Annotated in this window: 18 protein-coding genes; 17 read left to right on the forward strand and 1 reads right to left on the reverse strand. The window is 48.8% G+C overall.

Annotation, left to right across the window (positions count from 1 at the left end; genetic code table 11):
- Positions 1 to 127 precede the first annotated feature (127 nt).
- The 14 genes from EXW93_RS05200 to EXW93_RS05265 all read left to right on the forward strand — a co-directional run bounded on the left by EXW93_RS05200 (position 128) and on the right by EXW93_RS05265 (position 17,641).
- The gene (locus EXW93_RS05200) at positions 128 to 1,762 is read left to right on the forward strand and encodes an alpha/beta hydrolase (RefSeq protein ID WP_174316078.1); all 1,635 of its coding nucleotides are present in this window, start codon (positions 128 to 130) and stop codon (positions 1,760 to 1,762) included.
- On the forward strand, positions 1,759 to 3,213 hold the full coding sequence (locus tag EXW93_RS05205) for a phytoene desaturase family protein (RefSeq protein ID WP_174316079.1): 1,455 nt from the start codon (positions 1,759 to 1,761) through the stop codon (positions 3,211 to 3,213). The genes EXW93_RS05200 and EXW93_RS05205 overlap by 4 nt, the downstream gene beginning before the upstream one ends.
- Positions 3,214 to 3,337: 124 nt before the next feature.
- A complete protein-coding gene (locus tag EXW93_RS05210) occupies positions 3,338 to 3,625 on the forward strand; it encodes a hypothetical protein (RefSeq protein ID WP_174316080.1) in 288 nt (95 codons plus the stop codon).
- A gap of 105 nt (positions 3,626 to 3,730) precedes the next feature.
- The gene (locus tag EXW93_RS05215; protein ID WP_371811108.1) at positions 3,731 to 4,999 is read left to right on the forward strand and encodes a DUF445 domain-containing protein; all 1,269 of its coding nucleotides are present in this window, start codon (positions 3,731 to 3,733) and stop codon (positions 4,997 to 4,999) included.
- Complete coding sequence (locus tag EXW93_RS05220) at positions 4,996 to 5,823, forward strand: DNA-3-methyladenine glycosylase family protein (RefSeq protein WP_023467713.1); 828 nt, start codon at positions 4,996 to 4,998, stop codon at positions 5,821 to 5,823. The genes EXW93_RS05215 and EXW93_RS05220 overlap by 4 nt, the downstream gene beginning before the upstream one ends.
- Positions 5,824 to 5,934: 111 nt before the next feature.
- Positions 5,935 to 6,372: a YlbF/YmcA family competence regulator gene (locus tag EXW93_RS05225; protein ID WP_023467714.1), complete on the forward strand. Its 438-nt coding sequence runs from the start codon at positions 5,935 to 5,937 to the stop codon at positions 6,370 to 6,372.
- 62 nt (positions 6,373 to 6,434) lie between these two features.
- A complete protein-coding gene (gene mutS / locus EXW93_RS05230; protein ID WP_058265167.1) occupies positions 6,435 to 8,966 on the forward strand; it encodes a DNA mismatch repair protein MutS in 2,532 nt (843 codons plus the stop codon).
- Between the two features lie 10 nt (positions 8,967 to 8,976).
- Positions 8,977 to 10,809, forward strand: a complete 1,833-nt coding sequence (gene mutL, locus EXW93_RS05235) for a DNA mismatch repair endonuclease MutL (protein WP_174316081.1) — start codon at positions 8,977 to 8,979, stop codon at positions 10,807 to 10,809.
- 508 nt (positions 10,810 to 11,317) lie between these two features.
- Positions 11,318 to 11,626 carry a CidA/LrgA family protein gene (locus EXW93_RS05240; RefSeq protein WP_174316082.1) on the forward strand — a complete coding sequence of 103 codons (309 nt, stop codon included), beginning with the start codon at positions 11,318 to 11,320 and terminating at the stop codon, positions 11,624 to 11,626.
- Positions 11,619 to 12,302 carry an LrgB family protein gene (locus EXW93_RS05245; protein ID WP_023467718.1) on the forward strand — a complete coding sequence of 228 codons (684 nt, stop codon included), beginning with the start codon at positions 11,619 to 11,621 and terminating at the stop codon, positions 12,300 to 12,302. Before EXW93_RS05240 ends, EXW93_RS05245 begins: the two co-directional genes overlap by 8 nt.
- 101 nt (positions 12,303 to 12,403) lie before the next feature.
- Complete coding sequence (locus tag EXW93_RS05250; protein ID WP_064300224.1) at positions 12,404 to 12,928, forward strand: AAA family ATPase; 525 nt, start codon at positions 12,404 to 12,406, stop codon at positions 12,926 to 12,928.
- Positions 12,929 to 13,029: 101 nt separating this feature from the next.
- Positions 13,030 to 15,069, forward strand: coding sequence for an ATP-binding protein (locus EXW93_RS05255; RefSeq protein WP_064300223.1), 2,040 nt, complete (start codon positions 13,030 to 13,032; stop codon positions 15,067 to 15,069).
- A gap of 240 nt (positions 15,070 to 15,309) precedes the next feature.
- Positions 15,310 to 17,139, forward strand: coding sequence for an anaerobic ribonucleoside triphosphate reductase (locus EXW93_RS05260; RefSeq protein WP_174316083.1), 1,830 nt, complete (start codon positions 15,310 to 15,312; stop codon positions 17,137 to 17,139).
- A complete protein-coding gene (locus EXW93_RS05265; protein WP_174316084.1) occupies positions 17,111 to 17,641 on the forward strand; it encodes a 4Fe-4S single cluster domain-containing protein in 531 nt (176 codons plus the stop codon). The genes EXW93_RS05260 and EXW93_RS05265 overlap by 29 nt, the downstream gene beginning before the upstream one ends.
- On the opposite strand, the gene EXW93_RS05270 is transcribed toward EXW93_RS05265, so the two are convergent.
- Positions 17,620 to 19,092: a DHA2 family efflux MFS transporter permease subunit gene (locus EXW93_RS05270; RefSeq protein WP_023467723.1), complete on the reverse strand. Its 1,473-nt coding sequence runs from the start codon at positions 19,090 to 19,092 to the stop codon at positions 17,620 to 17,622. The two genes, EXW93_RS05265 and EXW93_RS05270, sit on opposite strands and share 22 nt — an antisense overlap.
- A gap of 169 nt (positions 19,093 to 19,261) precedes the next feature.
- Between EXW93_RS05270 and EXW93_RS05275 the strand changes: the two genes are divergently transcribed.
- From EXW93_RS05275 to EXW93_RS05285, 3 genes are all read left to right on the forward strand, one after another.
- Positions 19,262 to 20,170 (forward strand): TetR/AcrR family transcriptional regulator, encoded by a 909-nt coding sequence (locus EXW93_RS05275; protein ID WP_035398167.1) that lies wholly within the window; start codon positions 19,262 to 19,264, stop codon positions 20,168 to 20,170.
- 71 nt (positions 20,171 to 20,241) lie between these two features.
- A complete protein-coding gene (locus EXW93_RS05280) occupies positions 20,242 to 21,684 on the forward strand; it encodes a SulP family inorganic anion transporter (protein WP_174316085.1) in 1,443 nt (480 codons plus the stop codon).
- 201 nt (positions 21,685 to 21,885) lie between these two features.
- Entirely contained in the window at positions 21,886 to 22,338 is a 453-nt protein-coding gene (locus tag EXW93_RS05285) for a hypothetical protein (protein ID WP_023467726.1), read from the forward strand.
- Positions 22,339 to 22,378: the final 40 nt, after the last annotated feature.

Genomic DNA, 22,378 nt, shown 5'->3' on the forward strand with positions numbered 1-22,378 from the left:
TATCGATCACGGACGAAATGCGTCCGCATACTTTCAGGCAGTGGGTCGATGACCCACTGCCTGAAGTGCGTCATGACGAAAGAATCAACGTCGACCGTTTTTACTTTTGCGAGATAGGGAATAACAGATGAGGAAAGGATGTGACCTAATGAGTACGAAGAAGAAAGGGATTTTGCTCTCATTTTTGATGCTGACGCTGCTCCTTGGGGGTTGTATTCGCATCCAATATGATGCGACGATCCATACCGATCAGAGTGTCACCTTAAAGACGACATATGCCGCAAAGGAACACCCAGTGGCGCGTTTACTGAACCTAAATCCGAATTGGAATAGTTATGTCAAACAGGCAGAAAAGAACGGCTATGCAGCGAAGACGTTCAAGACGAAGGATGACTATGAAGGGATCCGGATGCAGAAGACATTCGCGAACTTCAAGGACATGACATCGATCAAGGACGAATGGAAGACAGGTATCGGTGGGATTCTCATTCCACCTGATACGAAGTTCGACATGAAAAAATCGGATGGTTTTTGGTTTGATACGTATCGACTGGATACGAACATCGATCTCAGTATCGATCGTTTGAATATCAAAGGCTATCAACCGACAGGACAGGTCAAGAAACTCGCCGATCGGTATATCCGTCAAGCCGATATCGAGATCAAGCTCCACGGTCCGAAAGTGATCGGTCTCCAAAATGGAGAAAAGATCGACTGGTCGAATTACCATGATGTGTCATGGAAATTATACGGAACGAAAGCCAACCAGCTACAGTTGATTGCGTATGTACCGAATCCGACAGGTTGGATCATTACCGGTATCGTGTTATTAATCGGTGTCGGATTATTCCTCTACTGGGTCTTTCACCGTGTCCGTCGTTTGCGCCGGCAACAGTTGAAGACGATCAGCATCTCGCTCCTCGTCTGTTTGATCGTCGGGGGAGGAGCGTGGTGGGTGTTCGCGGAAGATACGTCAAGTGCGCCGCCACCAACGCGTCAGATCGTCACGCAAGGAAAGAGTGAAATCGTGCCGACGTTCCTCGTCCACGGGTTATTCGGAACGGAGCGGACGTTCGTGCCGATGATTCAAAACTTCACGAATAAAAAAGTCGCCGATGATGGTGGTCGATGTGACGTGACTCGTTCCGGAAAAGCAACCTGTAGCGTCAAACCCTCGCCGACGGGCTACCCACTTGTCCGAATCGTCTTCGCAGATGATGAGGCAAGTCTTGCCGATCAGCAAAAGTGGTTGAATGCGGCGATTGCCGCTTACGATGCGAAACAAAAAGCGACCTTTGCCGATATTCAGCTCGTTGGGCACAGCATGGGTGGTGTCGATGTCGTCGCCTACACGGTCCAAGAGGAGATGCCGTATCACGTCCGGAAAGTCGTGACGCTCGACTCACCGATCGCCGGTTCGGATTACGCGAAACTCGGATTGACACTTGCGCCACTTGGCACGAATACGAACAGTCCTGCGATACGCGATCTTGCGAAGGGCTCACCAGCGATGAACAATCTGACCCAGCGGCTCGAGACGTGGCCACGCGACGTGCTCGTCTATTCGTTTGGTGCCAAAGGAGGCGACTTCAATCTGATTTCGTTAAATAGTTCGTTTGCACTCGAGAACTACACGGATAACATCCAGACGAAATCCTATAAGTATGATCACTTCACGATTCATCGCCGGGAGCCGGTCTTCCGCGAAATCCGCAATTTCCTGTTTAAAGAAAATCGAGTCACGGAGGAGGAACCATCATGAAACAGGTCGTCATCGTCGGCGGAGGAATTGCCGGTCTAACGGCTGCTGCATTGATTGCACAAGAAGGTCATGCCGTCACGGTACTTGAGGGAAGCCGTGAATGGGGAGGATCAGCCGGGAAGTTCACGCGCCGGGACTTGACGTATCCAGTTGGAGCGACCCTTGGGATGGGATTTGAACCGGGTGGCATTCATGCCCGTGTGCTCGATCATCTCGGAGTGACGCACCAGGTCGAGCCACTCGACGTCGTCATGACGATTCGCATCGAAGGACGGACGATTCATTATTATCAAAATCGCGATGTGTTTCTAACCGAATTGACGTCACATTTTCCGGAGCAAGCATCGTCGATTCGGGCATTCTTTGCTGAAATCGAGCAGATACACGAGGCAATTCGTCCACTGATGGCAGAACTGCCGGCATTGCCACTTCAAGATTTAGCCGACGTCCGGCGGTTAGTTCGTCATACGAAAAGTGTCGTCCTCTTACCATATTTTCCGCTGACGATTGGTCATCTGTTACGCAAACATCGACTAGCGGATACGCTGTTCGCACAAGTGATCGACGGGATCTTACTCGACAGCATGCAGACAGGGCAGGAAGCATCTGCTTTACTAGGAGCCGTCGCCTTATCGATTTATCATGAAGGTGCTTATTATGTCCCAGGTGGATTATACCGACTGGCCGAGCAATTGAAAGAGACAGCAGAGGCGAGCGGGGCAACCTGTCTCCTTGGGCGAAAAGTCACGTCGATTCGAAAGACACCGGATGGTTTCTTGATCGAGGATCGTCGCGGACGCTTGATGCTTGCTGATGCTGTCATCTGCGCAGTTCCGCTTGAAGGCATCAGGGAAGTCGTCAGTACGGATATGAAACGAACGTTACGACGGACGTACCAGCGACAAGAAAAGCTACAGCAATGGGCGACCTTTACGTATTATGCGGCGATACCGGAGTCGGTCATTTTGTCTGATGAAGCATTCCGGCAAGTCCATGATCCGTCCCTACCTTCAGGTCATGCCTTCATCTCCCTCTCCCGTCCAGATGACCGGTTACGTGCACCAGCCGGTCAGCGGACGCTGACGATGTCATGCCATGTTCCGATTGGTACGTTCGATAAGACGAACCGGAAACGCTACGACGAACAAGTCGAGAAGATGTCGGCAATCTTCGAAGCTATTCTTGAACAACAGTTTCCAGGTTTCCGTCAACAGGCAATCGAACGTCATCCGGGTGGACCCGGTGCGTGGGTTCGCTATACGTTCCGTCCGGACGGTGGAGTCGGGGGATATCCGCAACGTCCGAGTACGAGTCTTTTGTTCGCAGCGCCGTTTCGAACAGGCATCAATCACTTCTTTGCGATCGGCGACACGATCTTTCCGGGTGCCGGGACGATCGGGGCGACGACGTCTGCGATTCATGTTGCCCGACAGTTTGATGTCAGATTATGAGAAATCATCGTAAAATGATGAAAGAAGCGACGCATCTGTCGCTTTTTTCACATTTGAGGATTATGATGAGGAAGAGTCGGGAACATGATATCCATGAACAGAAAGAGAAAAGGAGTGAAGAACCATGGAGACATTCGAGCAAAAATGTCAGTCGTTCATTCAGGAACGACGACCTGAAGTCGGTCCGATTCAATTCGAGTCGGCGCGTACGTTTCTCAATGCACGCGGTTTAAGCGTTTACGAACGGATTTATCAAGGGAAAGAGGAAGTCCGATTAGCGTTCGTCGAGCAGACGAATGGTCAACAACTCGTTTCATTTATGGAAAATACATTCGGCAACGGACTGGTCTATTTTGTCTCAACGGCAACCGCGACATGGGATGGCGACCGTTTTGGTGAATATACGTTTTAAGTACATAGGGAGTCCCAGTCGATGACTGGGGCTCTTTCGTGTCGAAACCTAATCCTTGTCCCGTTCGTAAGGTAGATAAGTGACTCAGTTGAAGGAGGAAACGATGTGTCATCACTTGAACAACCTAAAACATCGACACGGCGGCTTGCGACCGTCTCGTTGATTTTCATGGCGGTCGGATTCGTCGTCTCATTGCCATTTAAAGAAAATGCGTGGGTCTTTTGGCTCCAGAGTGGTTTTGAAGCCGGACTCGTCGGTGGGATTGCCGACTGGTTTGCGATCACGGCATTGTTTCGCCATCCGCTCGGCTTAAAGATTCCCCATACGAACCTGTTGCCGAAAAATCGGGAACGGGTCATCGAATCAATCGTTCATATGCTCGAGACGGACTTGCTCAATAAAGAGAGTATCGTCGCGAAGCTCCAGCATATGACGCTCGCAGACCGTGTCATCAAAATCTTACGTTCGATTCTCGTTCTGCCTGCTTTTCGAGCGACCGTTACCGAACTATTGGTCGGTCTGATCCGGAAATTACCGAGAGAGGCGATTCTTGAGTTTGCGAATACACGGTTGACGGAGACGATCAAAGCGTATCCGTCAAAACGGCTGGCGGTACGGGCGATGGAGTTAAATGAGGAACGTCGACTCGACGAGTGGCTGATGGATCAGTTACTCGGTTATGGGCAACGTCTGCTCGAAGACCCCGTCATCCGAGACCAGATTGGGCGCCTTGCCTATACGGCGATGATCGACCAAGAAAAGAATACGTTCTTGCGGGTGACGGCGCGAACCGTCCAAAAAGTCTATTCAGAAGAAAAACTCAGTCTTGTCATTCAAGGTGTCTTGTTGACGGTCATTCAAGATATGCGACACGTCCATCACCCGAATCGTTTAGCGATTCTTGATCATCTGCGTCGTAATCTGGCACAGTTATCGATTGATGAAGAGCGTCTAGCAAAAATCGATGCTTGGAAGGCAAGCGAGGTCGACCGGTTTGACTTCGTTCCGGTCATTGAACGCGCGTATGATGCTGGTTTGATCGAACTCGAACGCTACTTGACGTCAGATGCCTTCTGGACGGAACGGGCGATGCCGATGCTTTCGCGCGCTTTAGACGACTGGGAACAGCATCCGACGTTCAAAGATAGCAGTGATCAATGGATGAAGGAGCAACTCGTTCGTTTCGTCGAACAAAATCACCAAAAAATCGGTGGACTCGTCCGCGAGAACTTAAACCGGTTCGATACGGAGACACTGATTCATATGATCGAGGATAAGGTCGGCAGTGACTTGCAATGGATTCGGGTCAACGGGGCATTGTGTGGATTCATCATCGGTTTGATTCTCGGTGCGATCAAGGTGTTCGTCGGATGAGCCGGTGGACGCATGATGTGACGTTGTCGGAAGCATTTGATTTTAAAGGAATCGTATCTCGTTTGACGGAAGACCCGTTACAAATCGAACAGGATGGGCGACTCGTCGTTCCGATCTTCATCAACGATCAGGCATACATCACGACGATGGAAGCCATCGATGGTTACACGTTACGGATTGACGGTTCAGGACCGCAAACAGCGGTGCTGACGCAACTCAATCGACGGTTTCGACTCAATGAGCCAAATCCTGCGCAGCGTCTCAAGGCGACGTCGTTACACGCGATCGTCGAACGGTTCGGCGATGAACGACTCGTGCTTGATCATTCACCGTTCACGGCCTTGATTCGCTCGATCATTCATCAACAGATCAATCTCTCATTTGCCCATACGTTGACGGAACGTGTCTTTCGAACATTCGGAACGGTCAAGGACGGGATCATCCTTCCGCCGACACCGCGTCAATTAGCAACTGCGCGTCGCGAAGACTTGCTTGCTCTGCAACTATCAGGACGTAAAGTCGATTATCTGCTTGGCGTAGCGACAGCAACGATTGATTATGATGCATTGACGTCAGCTGATGATGCAGAAATCGCTGAGACGTTGATTGCACTGAAAGGCGTCGGACCATGGACGGTCCAAAACGTCCTGATGTTCGGATACGGTCGTCCGGACCTTTTTCCGGCATCGGACATCGGGATATTACGGGCTTTCGAACGGTTGCTCGGTTACCGACCGACGGTGGAAGAAGCGACGCGACTGGCGGAGGAATTTGCCCCTGTCCGTAGTCACGCCGCCTATCTATTATGGCGTTCGATTGAATAAGGAACTATTCTTGTCACTCTATCGCGAGAACGGTATAATGAATGCGACAGAACGAGGAATCGTTCAGAATGCTAAGGGAAGCGACGTGTTCGCTAACGATAGAGGGGACGAATGTGGATGTATACAGATGAACAAATCATCGAAAAAGCCAATGAAATCGCCAAAATGATTTCAGAGACACCGGAAGTAGAACGATTTAAAGCGGCAGAAGCCAACATCAATGGGAATGAAAAAGTCCAAAAGATGATGAAACAAATCAAGTTCCTTCAAAAAGAGGCAGTCAACTGCCAACATTACGGCAAAACAGAAGCACTCGCACGTGTCGAAGCGAAGCTCGATAAATTGTTCGCTGAGCTCGATGAGATGCCTGTCGTCCAACAGTTCCAAGAAACACAAGAAGAAGTCAACGGACTTCTCCAATACATCACGGTGACGATCTCGAACGGGATTACGGATCAAATCATCGAAGCGACGGACGGAGATGTTCTCGCTGGTAAGACAGGTAGCGGCATGGAAGCAGAAAACAAAAGCGGCGGTTGCGGCTACTAATCACGAAATGAACGAAAAGCCGACGGACATCCGTCGGCTTTTTCTACGAATGAGGTGGAAGAATGGAAGCAGTACACAACACTCCGATGATGAAACAATACTTCTCGATCAAGGCGGATTATCCGGATGCCTTTTTGTTTTATCGACTCGGTGATTTTTACGAATTATTCTTTGAGGATGCCAAGAAAGTCGCCCATGAACTGGAGTTGACGCTGACGGCGAAAAACGGCAAGAACGCGGAACATCCGATTCCGATGTGTGGCGTGCCCCATCACGCAGCGAACGGCTACATCGAACAGTTGATCGAGCGTGGTTATAAAGTGGCGCTTTGTGATCAAGTCGAGGATCCGAAGTTGACGAAAGGACTCGTCAAACGCGAAGTCATCCAAGTCATCACACCGGGAACGTTGATGTCCGCCTTGACGGAAAAAGAGAATCGATACCTAGTAGCGGTCGTCGAACAGGACGGTCGTTTTGGGATTGCTCGCGGTGATGTCTCAACAGGTGAGAGTGCCTTGACAAGCGTTGCGACACTCGACGGTGTAGTCAAAGAACTGAGCATCATTTTGCCACGGGAAATCATCGTCACGACAGAGGAACACGAGACGGCGCTCGCGCACTTACGGATTCCACTGACGCGTAGTTCTCGGCGCGAATCGCATCCGCACGGGGATCGTGCGATTGATGCAGCCCAAGCGGAAGCCTTTGCGGTGCTCTATGCCTACATGCACGATACACAAAAAAGAGCGTTGACACATCTACAACCCGCTGTCGTCTATGAAGCGAGTGACTTCATGCAACTCGAGCCAAATACGGTCAAGAATCTCGAACTCGTCCGCTCGGCACGAACAGGAGACAAAAAAGGTTCGTTGCTTGGTCTGCTTGATGTGACAGGTACAGCGATGGGCGGACGGATGTTGAAACGCTGGCTTGAAAAACCGTTGTTATCGGAACGCGTGATCACCGAGCGGCTCGACGCTGTCGAGGAATTGTTGCAACACTACTTCGAACGTCAGCAATTAAAAGATACGTTACGCGAAGTCTATGATCTCGAGAGACTCGTCGCAAAAGTCGGTTACGGTACGGCTTCAGCGCGCGACCTCGTTCAATTGAAGTCGACGTTACGGCTGATTCCCCGCATTCAATCAGCGCTCGAGGAGATGATGAGCGAACGTCTTGGTCAGCTCAGTCTCGGACTCGATCCGCACGACGAATTGAGCGATTTGCTCGATCGTGCTTTCGTTGAAGCACCACCAATCTCAACGAAAGAGGGCGGAATGATTAAGGCTGGTTATTCAGCAGATCTCGACGAGTTACTCGTCGCCTCAAAAGACGGAAAGACATGGCTTGCGACACTTGAAGCCAGTGAACGGGCAGCAACCGGCATCAAGACGTTGAAGATCGGCTACAATCGCGTCTTCGGTTATTACATCGAGGTATCACGAGCCAATGCCAAGCTGTTGCCAGAAGGACGGTATGAACGGAAGCAGACACTCGCCAATGCCGAGCGTTACATCACACCGGAATTAAAAGAAAAAGAAGCGCTGATCCTAGGGGCGGAAGAGAAGAGTGTCACACTCGAGTACGATCTCTTCTGTGGAGTGCGCGATGAAGTCAAAGGACATATCGAAAGCTTGCAACGGGTCAGTCGCCGGATCGCGGAACTCGACGTCCTCGTCGCACTAGCTGAGATTGCTGAAACGCACGACTATGTCCGACCAATCACGACGACCGGACGAACGGTTGATATTCAGCAAGGACGTCACCCGGTCATCGAGACAGTCTTACCGCGCGGTGAATACGTCGCGAACGGGATTACCTTAAACGAAGGACGCGAGATGCTGTTGATCACTGGACCGAACATGTCCGGTAAATCGACCTATATGCGACAATTCGCCTTGATTGCTTTATTGCATCAAATTGGCTCGTTCGTACCAGCTGCTCAAGCGGAACTGCCGATCTTCGATCAAATCTTCACCCGGATTGGGGCGGCAGACGACCTCGTCAGTGGACAGTCGACATTCATGGTCGAGATGGTCGAGACACAAGAAGCCTTGACGCGTGCAACGGACCGGTCTTTGATCCTGCTAGATGAAATTGGTCGCGGGACCTCGACGTACGACGGGATGGCACTCGCACAAGCAATCGTTGAACACATCGCCCGGCACGTTGGAGCGAAGACGCTATTTTCGACCCATTATCATGAACTGACAGTGCTCGAAGAATCGATTGATCGATTAGCGAACGTTCACGTCCGTGCCGTTGAACAAGATGGGCGTGTCGTCTTCTTGCATGAAGTACGCGACGGAAAAGCCGACCAATCATACGGAATCCATGTCGCGCGGTTAGCTGATTTACCAGATAGTCTGATCGAACGGGCGCAAGTCCTCTTGTCCGAGTTCGAGCAGGCTGAGCCTGTTCCGGTCGCAGCACCTGTAAAAGCTCCTGTTCAGGAGGAGCCGATTGATCAACTCAGTCTGTTCTCAGATGCGGATCCTCTGCGAGAGACGATGGCGAGTCTTGATTTGATCAATATGACGCCACTCGAGGCATTGAATACGCTGTATCGTCTACAAGCCGAAGCGAGAAAGTGAGGAGAATGCAGTGGGAATCATTCGTGAATTATCCGATAGTTTAGCGAACCGGATCGCGGCGGGAGAAGTCGTCGAACGACCAGCGTCGGTCGTCAAGGAACTGGTAGAGAACGCACTTGATGCCGGTGCGACCCAAATCGATGTCGAACTCGAAGAAGCCGGAATGAAACGGATGACGATCCGCGACAACGGACACGGGTTTTACCCGGATGACGCTGAACTGGCTTTCGTCCGTCACGCGACGAGTAAGATTAAGGACGAGCATGACTTGTTCCGAATCAAGACACTTGGTTTTCGCGGAGAGGCACTTGCCTCGATCGCGTCCGTCAGTAAAGTGACATTGAAGACGAAACGTGAGGACGCGGAAGGAATTCAAGTGACGCTTGAGTACGGGACGGTCGTTGAACGGACACCAGCAGCAATGAACCGGGGAACGGAATTGACGGTCGAGCATCTCTTCTTCAATACACCGGCACGGCTGAAGTATTTGAAGACGACGCATACGGAGCTTGCGGCGATCACGGACGTGCTGAACCGGATGGCGTTCGCTCATCCAGACGTCAAACTTCGAGCAACGCATGAAGGGAAGACATTGATCCAGACGAACGGATCAGGAGACGTCCGGCAAGCACTGGCGAGTGTCTACGGTCATCAAACGATTCAAGGAACACTAGTCGCCAAAGGTGCGAATGCCGATTATCAATTGACGTGTCATCTCGTCAAACCGGAAGTGACCCGTGCCTCAAAGAATTACATCACGTTGATTCTCAATGGACGTTCGGTCAAAAACTTCGCCCTGACGCAAGCGGTCTTGAACGGTTACCATACGCTCTTACCGATCGGGCGGTATCCGATTGCGGTCATCGAGGTGACGATGGATCCACTCTTGGTCGATGTCAACGTTCACCCGGCGAAACGAGAAGTCCGTCTTTCAAAAGAGATGGAGCTCTGCCAGTTGATCCAGGAGACGATCAAGATGACGCTCAGCCGGGAGACGCTGATTCCGAAAGTGACGCCACCGAAACCAAAAAAAGATCCGAGTAGCCAGGAAAAACTCGATTTTTCTTATGTCGCTGAACCGGTCGAAGAAACGTCATCGCGAGCGGTCTGGAATTATCCGATTCCGAAAAAGCCGCAAGAAGACGATCGACCACCTGTCGAGAAATCATTACCTTTTAGCAACGAGGATGATCTATTCGAGCCCATCGCACCGGTCAAGCAGGAGTTTGCTGAACTGATTGAGGAACCAGCCGCGCGTCCGCGCTTTCCGCATCTCGACGTCATCGGTCAACTTCATTCGTCCTATATCGTCTGTGCCGGGGAAGACGGGATGTATATGATTGATCAACATGCAGCACAGGAACGAATCAAATACGAGACGTATAAGGTCATGTTCGGTCGACCACCGGAACAACGACAGCAATTGCTCTTACCGTATACGTTCGAAATCTCGTCGGATGACATGAAACGGATGGATGAAGTCCTTCCGTTGCTAAAAGACGTCGGCATCGAGTTCGAACCATTCGGTCCACAAAGCTTTATCGTCCGAGAAGTTCCGACGTGGTTCCCGTCCCATCGGCAGGAAGAGACGATTCAGGAATTACTCGATGAAGCCTTGATGAAGCGAAAAATCGATCTCGAGACGTATCGGGAAGATGCCGCCATCATGATGGCATGTAAGAAATCAATCAAGGCGAATCATCCGTTGAACGATGAGATGATGCGCCGGTTGATTGACGATCTAGCGAAAACGGAAATGCCGTTCACATGTCCACACGGACGTCCAGTCATCATCGAATGGACGACGTATGAACTCGAGAAGTTATTCAAACGGATCATGTGATTAAGATGAGGAGACGATCCCATTCAGGTGTCGTCTCAGATTAAAAAGGGAGCTGACTCAAAAGTCAGTTTCTGTAAAGAATGACGTGTCACACGCAACTCCTACAGGAACAGGCGCATTTATGCGCTATCAGAGACAAACGAGACCCGTTTTCCTGCTTGAATGAAGCAGGAAAACTGGCTTGTGTCTCGCCTGAGGAAAGGGCGTGAACAGACGCGTCATTCTTTTTTGGAGTCAGCCCCTTTTTGTTCGTCTCGAATCATTTATTGTACTGATACACGAATGACTGGTTTTTGTTTGTTCTAATACAAAAAAGGTATGGATTTTCATGAGAACGGTTACTTCAGTTGATTAACTAGATTTCATTGATTGTTGAAGGAAAGAGGCGGATAATAAGACTCGAAACTGTTAACAAGGGGACCTTTATCATGCTTTCACGCGTTATGCGTATCATTCAAATCATTGCTCAAATCGTACTTATTTTTGTTTTTCACTCAGTGGGGACTGGGTGAGCGAAACTTTCCAGTTACCATTACCCGGTAACATCATCGGCTTGATTCTGCTATACGTGACATTAAAAAGTCGACTGCTTCCTCTCGTCGCTGTTGAACGGGGCGGAACCTTTCTGCTGTTCGTCATGCCGTTATTCTTTGTCCCAGCACTGTCCGGAATCATGGATTATACGGCATTCCTTCGAACATCTGGTCTTCAAGTCGTGTTGATCGTCGTCGTCAGCAGCCTGCTGACGTTAGTCGGATCAGCGTATATCGTCGATCGCTTGGCACACCGAAAAGAGGCGGTGACCCCACATGAGTGAGACACTGTTCTGGATCATCCTGACCATTCTTTTATTCAGTGGCGCAATGTTCCTTTATCAGCGTCATCCTCGTGTCTGGACGTTACCGATCCTGACGGTGACCGCTGTCCTGATCGTAATTCTCGTCTATAGCGGCGTCTCACATGCAGAATACATGCAGGGTGGACAATATCTGTCGAAGATGCTCGGTCCAGCGATCACGGCATTTGCGATTCCGCTCTACCGCGTCCGACATCACGTTCGCCGTTTTCTACCGGAAATCGGGCTTGGTGTTTTGCTTGGAACATGTATTGCAATGAGTTCAGATCTGTTACTCGGTCTGCTACTCCATCTTGAGCGGACGACGAATCTTGCGTTGTTACCCAAATCGGTCACTTTACCCGTTGCCTTAGCGATCTCACAAAAAGCTGGCGGGACGACGACTCTGACGGCTGCCTTCGTTTTATTGACAGGATTGACAGGATCAATCGTCGGACCAAAATTAATGACGGGCTTGAAGATTCGTCACTTCGTCAGCCGTGGGGTTGGACTAGCGTCGATTGCCCACGTCATGGGCGCGACGAAATCGATGAGTCTTGACCAACGGGAAGGGGCGGTCGGTCTGCTGACGATGGTCTTGACGGCCGTCTGTGCCAGTGTCATCGCACCGTTTTTAATCACATGGTTATATGGGTAAACACTCTGTTTTTTAAACGGAGTGTTTTTTTGTAACCGATTGAAACTTGTCGACCACTTTTGCAGTATAGTACAACAGAAAACAGGGTGGAGGAGAATCAGATGATCATTTGGATTAACGGTACGTTTGGCGTCGGGAAGACGACGGCAGCAAAAGGGCTACAACAACGCTGGAGCGGATCACACATCTTTGATCCAGAGGAGACAGGCTATTTTTTACGAGCGCAACTGCCGGAAAACAAGGATGATTTTCAGGATGAGCCGTTGTGGCGTGCGTTCAATCGACAGCTCCTCGAGCAGCTCGATACGGAAAAGGCGCGGATCATCGTACCGATGACATTGACGAATCCAGCGTACTTTCAGGAAATCATCGGGACGTTACGAGCGAACGGTCATGACGTCCGTCATATCGCCTTGATGGCGAAGGAGACGACTGTCAAACGTCGGTTGATTAGCCGCTTCGAGCATCCGAATTCATGGGGTGGTCAACAGGCAGAACAACGCTTACGTCAACTGACCGATCCATTGTTCAGTCAACAGATCGAGACGGATGATCTGACGAAAGGACAGATCGTCGATGCGATTGCCCTCGTGACCGGGATTGGACTCTCGCCTGCCCGACCATAAAGGATTCAAGAAAGATGTTTCCGGGAATCATTAGATGATAATAGATGAGGAGGAAACAATCTTGAACGAAGGGCAACTTATTGCTAGGAGGATTTATGAATATGAAACACTGGATGACTGAGAAATTGGGCAGACAGTTGATGGCGATTTTTTATAGTGTCTTTGCACTAAGTGTCATCACATCGGTTGCCAGTTATTTATACGTGGATAATGCAGACGGTCGGACGAAGGAACAAGTACTCGACCAGTTACAAAAGACACAATGGTTCTGGTTCTTGAACTTGATGATTTTTTTATTTTGTCTACTGTTCATCGTTCGCCCATTGATTCATCGGGTGACGTCACAACTCCGCGAATTGAACGTCAAGAGTCGTCGCCTTGCAGAAGGCAAATCGATTTCGCTCGAGCATGATGTCGACAGCCATAATGAAGTCGGTCAATTAACGGCATCATTTTACCAGATGGCACGGTCGATCTCATCACAACATGCGGAATTGTCAGCTAAGAATCAAGAAATGGAACACAATCAGGAAGTATTGAAGCAAAAACAGAACGAGCTTGAGCGCGCTCTTGAATTGACGCGGACGAATGAACTCCATTTGCAGGATCGGAATGAACTGATCGAAACGCTTGCTTCAAAGGAGAGTTTATTCGATTATTCATCCGTCATCAGTACGATCGTTCGGTTGACGAAGACGGAATTCGGTGCTCTGTTATTGATCAAGAATAATGAAATCGCTCAAGTCGTTCCAAAAGAAATGACAGAAGAACAACAAGAGAGTCTGAAGACGGAGTCGTTACTACTAAAGCGAGTCATGATTTCAAAGGAAACCGCACATTCCTCAAAAAAGGTCGCGAACGACGATCTCATCAAGTATCCGTATCACGTCTATGAAGGTGTCATTCCGATCATGGATCCGGCAAAAGAAGAATTGATTGCTTGTCTCTATCTAGCACGATTTGACGCACCATTCAACCAACAGGATCTGGCGGAACTGGAATCGTTCTCGAAACAAATCGCGATCTCATTGATGCGAATGTCACTTTACGAACAGATGGAATACGAACGAAAAGAGACGGCACAACTGTTGAATTCCGTTCGGGAAGCGATTCTCTACATCAAACACGAAGAGAAGACGATCTTAGGAAATCAGGCGTTATTCGATATCTTCCAGTCGTTACAAGTCGAAGAAGACAACGATTCGATGACCTTCCTCGAAGTCCGACCGGAAACGATGTTCGAGCAGATGGATCAAAAGGAAGCGTTTGAAGCATACTTCGAAGAAGTCTTATCGGGTGAGATTCCGGAGGGCATGTTCTCCTTGTCGATCGACCAAGGTGAATACTTCATTCAAGTCTATGCCGAAGCCATTGCGCACGGGGGACATTCAAAAGGAACGATTCTCGTCTTCCGTGACGTCACGGCTGAGACAGAAGTCGACCGCGTGAAGTCGGAACTCGTCTCAACGGTCTCTCATGAACTTCGAACACCGCTCTCTTCAATTTATGGCTTTACGGAGCTCATGTTGAAACGGGATTTGGATCCTGAGCGGAACAAGCGATACTTGCAGACGATTCACGATGAATCAAAACGTCTGACCGATCTCGTCAGTGACTTCTTGAACGTCCAGCGGATGGAGTCAGGAAAGCAAGAGTATGACAAACAAATCTTTGACCTGAAAGAAATCGTCAAGGAACAAATTCAGTTTTATCAAGCAGCGACGGAGCAACACAGTCTGCAGCTTGATTTGAATGATGAACAGGACTTCATGGTCGAGGCAGATGCGAACAGCATGAAACAACTACTTGGTAACCTCTTGAATAATGCGGTGAAGTACTCACCGGACGGCGGGGATGTCGTCGTGACGATGACCCACCAGCACAATCAGATCGAACTCAGCGTTCGTGATTTCGGGATCGGGATTCCGAGTCATTCGATGCCGCATCTATTCAGTAAGTTTTATCGGGTCGACAACTCAGACAGCCGAAAGATTGGCGGGACGGGACTTGGATTATCGATCTGTAAGGAAATCGTTCGCGCACATGATGGCAATATCGAAGTCGAATCGATCCTTGGAGAAGGAACGGTCTTCCGGGTCAAATTGCCGAGTGCGACAGACGCGTTACTCGAAGCAGAATGAAGAGACGAAGAAGAGGCGATATCATGCGCCTCTTCTTTTTTGTCGTTTCACGTGTGAGATTCGTCCAAATTCATGCGTTTGGCTAAAACGAGTAAGATGCAGACATTTGAACGATAAATCGGACAGATTGATGACAGAACGGCTGAAACAGTTGAAAAAATCGTAAATTGTGCAGGGATTGCGAACGTTTCTGTACTCTCGCTATAGTGATTACAAAAAAGCGTGAGAGGAAGAAGAATCATGGAGAGCTTAGAAGCGTTACTCACACCACCGCAAGATATCGAACAAGAGAATGCAAACATTGATGGCAAAACACCGCTTGCGAAATTACAGCGGATTGCTGGGGAAGCAGCGCGGCAGATGATGCGACGACATCTCGAAGCAGATGTCTTGCAGGCGCTTGACGACAACATCTTGTATATCCACGACGCCGATTATTACGTGACTGGTTCGACGACTTGTGCTCAGATTCCGCTCTGTCAGCTACTCTCGAACGGATTTCAGACGACACACGGTTCAATCCGACCAGCGCAAGACATCCGTTCTGCCCTCGCCCTTGCGGCAATCATCGTCCAAGCGAATCAAAACATGCAGCATGGCGGACAAGCCTTCGCGACCTTTGACGATGATGTAGCGCCATTCGTCGAAAAGACCTACCAACGCGAATGGACCAAACTAAACGCCCTTGTGCCGCATTGGAAGCGACGCAAGCGGGAGCGGCGCGCATGGCAGGAGACGTATGAAAAGACGTTTCAGGCATGCGAAGCGTTCATCCATAATACGAATTCGATGCATTCACGCGGCGGTGGACAGGTGCCGTTTTTATCCGTCAATTATGGGACGAATACGACGCAGGCAGGGCGGCTCTTTCAGCGCGCCTTGCTGTCAGCGACGGAACGAGGGTTAGGAAGAGGGGAGACGCCGATCTTTCCGATTCAAATCTTTAAAGTCAAACAAGGCATCAACCTGTCACCGACGGATCCGAACTACGATTTGTTTCAACTTGCCACCCGCGTGACAGGAAAACGATTGTTTCCGAACTTTGCGTTTCTTGATGCACCATTTAACCGTCAGGAGCAACCGGGGGGAGCAGAAGTCGCGTATATGGGATGCCGGACCCGTGTGTTTGAAGATCGTGGAGACATCCCGTCCGTCACAGGTCGAGGCAACTTATCGTTTACGAGCATCAATCTCGTCCGTTTGGCACTTCAGAGTCAAACCGTCGATCAAATGTTCGAAGCCGTCCAAGAGACGACAAGACTTGCATGCCGGCAACTCATCGCGCGTTATGAGTTCCAGGCAAGTCGAACGGCTGACGAGTTTCCATTTTTATATCAACATGTCTGGAAAGACGGTGAGATGCTAAAAAGTACGGATCAGGTGGGTCCGGTCCTCAAGCACGGGACGTTAGCGGTCGGCTTCATCGGTCTCGCGGAATGTTTGACCGTTTTGACGGGCAATCATCATGGGTATTCCGAACTGGCGCACCAGATTGGTATTGCCTTGATTCAAGCGATGCGAACGGTCATCGACAACTATGGCGAGATGACGGGATTGAACTTCAGTTTACTGGCAACTCCAGCTGAAGGGTTATCAGGTAAGTTCACACGTCGTGATGTTAGTGACTTCGGTGAAATCAAAGGAGTGACCGATCAGCCGTATTACACGAATTCCTTTCATATCCCTGTCGATGCGCCCGTAACGATCCGTGAAAAGATTCAACTCGAAGCACCGTTTCATGCATTATGTAATGGTGGACATATCACCTATGTCGAGACAGATGGCGCACTTGCCGGAAATCCACAAGCGATTGAAGACATCGTTCGTTTGATGGCGGAAGCTGGAATCGGCTATGGGTCAATTAATCATCCCGTCGATCGTTGTCTTGATTGTCGAACGGAGCAGACGATCGAGGATCAGTGTCCGGTTTGCGGAAGTGGATCGATCGAACGGATTCGACGCATCACAGGATATCTCGTCGGTACACTGGACCGTTGGAATGAGGCAAAACGGGCTGAAGAGCAGAATCGGGTGAAGCACGATGTTACGCGTTCTTTCCCTTCATCCTGATTCTGTCGTTGATGGACCCGGTTTGCGAACGGTCCTGTTTCTTGCCGGTTGTCCACACCACTGTGTCGGCTGTCATAATCCGTCTTCCTGGGATCCGGCAGGTGGAGTGGATTGGACGATTAAAGAAACAGTGGAACGGATTCAGGCGATCGGAAATCGTCGTTTGACATTATCCGGCGGCGAGCCGATGCTTCAAGCGGCAGCACTTGTGCAACTTCTCGAACAACTTGGACCAGATTATGACGTCATTTTATATACTGGCTATGTACTAGAGGAAATCTTACAGCGTCGACGGTGGTATCCACTAATACTGCGACTAGACGGACTCATCGATGGTCCGTTCATCCTGTCGAAACTCGACCGAACGACACGTTTTCGGGGCAGCACGAATCAACGAATTTATGATCGACAGCAGTTGCAAAAAAGAGTGTTACACAAAAACAAAAACTCCCCCGTCTCATCAGACAGGGGAGAATCAGATCATGCATATTTTTGTTCTTGATCGACGGATTCGACGACTGCGAGTGTCGTCGTCCGTCGTTTTTTGATGAAGAACGATAAGATCAATGCCGCGAGTGCAAGTAACGTCGCGATGAAGAACGTATCATTGATCCCTTCGATCATCGCTTGCATCTGTAACCATTCCGGATTAGCAGCTTCTGGTTGTGAAGCGAATTCCGGGACGTGATGCTTCGTCCGCGACGTCATGATCGTCACGAGCAGACCTGAACCGATCGCACCCGATACTTGTGACAACGTATTGTTCAATGCCGTACCATGGGGCGTCAAGTGTTGCGGAATATGGTTCAATCCGTTCGTCATGACCGGCATCATGACCATCGAGATTCCAAGGAAACGTAACGTATACATGATGACGAGGAACGCATATGACGTATCCGCCGCTAATTGACTAAACGAGAACGTCGTCAAGACCGTCAGTGATAAGCCGATGATGGCAAGGATCCGGGCGCCGAAACGGTCGAACAGACGACCCGTGATCGGTGACATGATCGCCATGACGATTGCCCCCGGTAACATCAAGAGACCAGAGTGAAACGGTGAGATACCGCGAATCGTCTGGATATAGATCGGCATCAAGATCATGGCGGAGAACATCGACATGTTCAGGACCATCGAAATTCCTTGCGATAAAGCGAACATCGGATAACGGAAAATCCCGAACTCAAGCATCGGTTCTTCGAGCATGAATTGACGTATAATGAAGGAAGTCAGACTGATTACACCGATGATCAACGATCCGATGACCGTCCAAGACCCCCATCCGGCAGAACCAGCGGAACTAAATCCATACAGCAATCCACCGAAACCAAAGCTTGAGAGAACGAGTGAAAATAAATCGAGTTTGAGTGTGCTACGAACCGTCTCTTTCTTCAACAAGAAGGCACCCGTGAAGAGCACGAGTAATGCGATCGGAGTGACGAGATGGAACAGCATCCGCCACTCATAATGTTCAAGAATCCAGCCGGACAACGTGGGTCCGATGGCTGGGGCAAACGTGATGACAAGTCCGAAGATTCCCATTGCTTGTCCGCGTTTTTCGATCGGGAAACCGGTCAAAAGAACGTTCATTAGCAGTGGCATCATGATCGCAGAACCAGATGCCTGCATCATCCGCGCACCGAGTAGAAGCGGGAAGACGTGTGCTTGTCCAGCGATGATCGTACCGAGTGAGAACAGCGTCATCGCCGTCAAGAACAGTTGACGTGTCGAAAACTTCTGGACAAGGAATGCTGACGTCGGAATCATGATTCCGTTGACGAGCATATAGCCCGTCGTCAACCACTGGGCGGTGCTTGCCTGAATACCGAATGATCCCATGATCGACGGTAAGGCGATATTAAGTAACGTTGAGTTCAGGACCGCAACGAACGCACCTGCCATAAGGACAGTTAAAATTAAATAAAGTCGTGATGATTGCTTGCTTGATTGCATTTCGTTATGCTCCTTTTGTACTATGAGTCTAAAATGTTAGACTTGAATTCTATAACTAACTTGGCTATCTTACCAGTCCAAGTCGAATGAATTCAAATTATTTGCTTCATACACTAAAATAAGTGATTGTTAAACCATTGCGATCATTTGAACAGAAAAGGACAAGACCATGAATCCAAAAAAGAAACAACTACTAGATGCTGCCTATCAGCTATTCGTCGAAAAAGGTTATCAATCGACGTCCATCCAGGACATTCTTGAGCACAGTAACGTTTCCAAGGGAACGTTCTATAACTACTTTTCCTCTAAAAATGAATTATTCATCGATGTATTTAATACCGTCTTTGAAAAGATGCGGACGGCGCGCAAAGAAATTCTCGTCGGACGAGATGTTTCGGATTATGAGACGTTCATCCAACAAGGTAACTGTTACTTGGAACTGATGCAAAAATATAAATTGTATACGTTGTTCGAAGAGGCGATTGCTTCGAATGAAAAAGAACTGAAGACGTTCATGGAGAATAACCGTCTTCTCGAGATCGAATGGACGTTCGAACGATTACGTGATTTATTCGGTCAGACGAAGGAACCGTATCTTCTAGATTTAGCGGTCATTTATACAGGAATGTTGCAATATGCGATGTACTTCTTCCGACAATCCGAACCGAACACACAACCGGAACGTGTTGTCCGTTACGTATTCAATCGATTGACGCATCTCGTCGAAGACGTCAGTCGGACGGAAGAACAGTTGATTCCGCCGCGTTTCCTATCCGTTTGGCTCGACCGTCCACAAGATGAAGTCGTCATTCGGAAGGATTTGTTCGAGAAGACGAGTGCGCATATGAAACGCTTGATTACCCTGTCATCAATTTCCGATGAATCGAAGGAAGCACATGAAGAGGTTCTTGATTTCATCTATGAAGAACTACTCGAACGGAAGAAACCAAAAATTCATCTTCTACGCCGGGCACTCGAGACGATGGACGAAGATCCGGTCTTTGCGGGTCAGGAGATCATGGCAACCTATAAGGCGATGGTCGATGAGATTGCCCGTGTGCGGACCAAAACTTCCTAAAAAGGTTGCTTTTTGAAACTGACCAGATTACACTGAGACCATTCATGTTAGAAAAGGGGTCTCATCATCATATGTTTACTCAATGGAAAAAAGAGTGGTTCCTGCAACCAAAAGCGGATTTGCTGTCCGGAATCGTCGTTGCCTTGGCACTCGTTCCGGAAGCAATCGCGTTTTCGCTGATTGCTGGCGTTAATCCGATGGTCGGTTTATACGCTTCCGTCATCATTGCGATCGTCATCTCGATTGCCGGCGGTCGTCCCGGAATGATTTCAGCTGCGACCGGTGCGATGGCACTCGTCGTCGTCCAGCTCGTCAAGGACCATGGTGTCGATTATTTACTAGCTGCCGGTATCCTTGCCGGAATTCTACAAATCGCGTTCGGATTTTTAGGAATTGCTAAGTTATTACGGTTCATTCCTCGATCCGTCATGGTCGGATTCGTCAATGCTTTAGCGATTTTGATTTTCTCGGCACAACTGCCGCAGTTCGAAGGACAGAACTGGATCATGTACGCAATGGTCGCCGCATCACTCGCCATCATCTTGTTATTCCCACGCGTGACGAAAGCGATCCCGGCACCACTCGTTGCGATCACGATCATGACAGTGTTGACGGTCGTCTTCTCACTTGATACACGAGTCATCGGGGACATGGGGCAAATCGAAGCGGCGTTACCAAGCTTCTTCCTGCCGGATGTTCCGTTCTCGCTTGAGACGCTCCAAATCATCTTCCCGTATGCTTTGTCACTTGCATTCGTTGGGTTGATCGAATCGTTGCTGACAGCACGAATCGTCGATGAGATGACGGATACGACGTCGAACAAAGCGATGGAATCACGCGGACAAGGAATTGCGAACATCATCGCAGGTATGTTCGGTGGCATGCCGGGCTGTGCAATGATCGGTCAATCGGTCATCAATGTCACGTCGGGTGGGCGTGGTCGCTTGTCGACGTTGACAGCAGGTGTGTTTTTAATGCTGTTGATGTTTACGATGAATGATCTATTGATGACGATTCCGATGGGAGCACTCGTCGGCGTCATGTTCTTCGTCTCGTATGCGACGTTTGACTGGGGATCATTCAAGATGCTCAAGACGTCACCGAAGAGTGATTCTGCTGTCATGCTCGCAACCGTTCTCGTCACCGTATTGACGAACGATTTATCAATGGGTGTTCTTGTCGGAATCTTGCTTGCTGCGTTATTATTTGCGTCAAAAATTTCTCGTATTCAAGTCGAGCGCAAGGAGCAAACAGATCGAGTCCGTTATACGATTCGTGGACCGTTGTTCTTCGCATCGACGACAGCATTTGCAGAACAGTTTCAGCTCGAAACTGATCCATCATCCGTCATCACACTTGATTTCTCAGCGTGTCACTTGTTTGATGATTCCGCTATCGAAGCAATCGAAAACATCGTCTTGAAATACGAACGACTTGGAAAAAAAGTCGAACTCGTTGGATTGAATGAAGAGTCGCAGGCTCTTGTCGATCGACTAGCTCAGCGGATTGCGTAACGAATTTTATAAAAGGGGTGGCATTCCTAGGTACATTGGGAATGCCACCTCTTTCTATTGTCTCGACGAGTCATATACGCACTATGTATCCAATAATTGTATGATGTGATAAGGTGTAAGCTATTAAAAAAGAAAGTTATTATGAACTAACGTTAAAAACTTTAATTCAACTCACTTTAATAAGTAAACGAGGTTCACTAAATGAAAAATTACCATTTGAATAGAATACTCAATTTAAGGACAGTCGAAGCATATTTTTTGAGAGATGGTTATTTAACACCACCTATGTATTGCCTAATACTCATTGACTATCAACGTCCTAGCACTATTGACGATTTTCCTTATTTAAAAAATATTGATGGAATCTCGGAAGACGACTTTGGATATGATAATTTTATAAAAGCAATCATTATTTCACCTGAGGAAGTTACTCAAGAAACGTATGATGAATTATGTACCGTGGCAGGTGGTTTTTTAGAGGATAAAGAAGAGTGTCGATGGAATTTGGATATTGAAGTTATTGGTAATTTCAAACATAAAAATAATTTGGATGACATTTTTCCTTTACTCCAAAATGTATTAGAAAAATACAAGTGTCCTATAAATATTCATCATATTCCTATAGAAAAATTTAACTTCTTATCACAGGAATAAATGAGTATGATGTTTTAACATTCAAACCTACTACTCGTCC

This window comes from Exiguobacterium sp. JMULE1 (genome assembly GCF_013337175.1).
Lineage (GTDB): Bacteria > Bacillota > Bacilli > Exiguobacteriales > Exiguobacteriaceae > Exiguobacterium_A > Exiguobacterium_A indicum.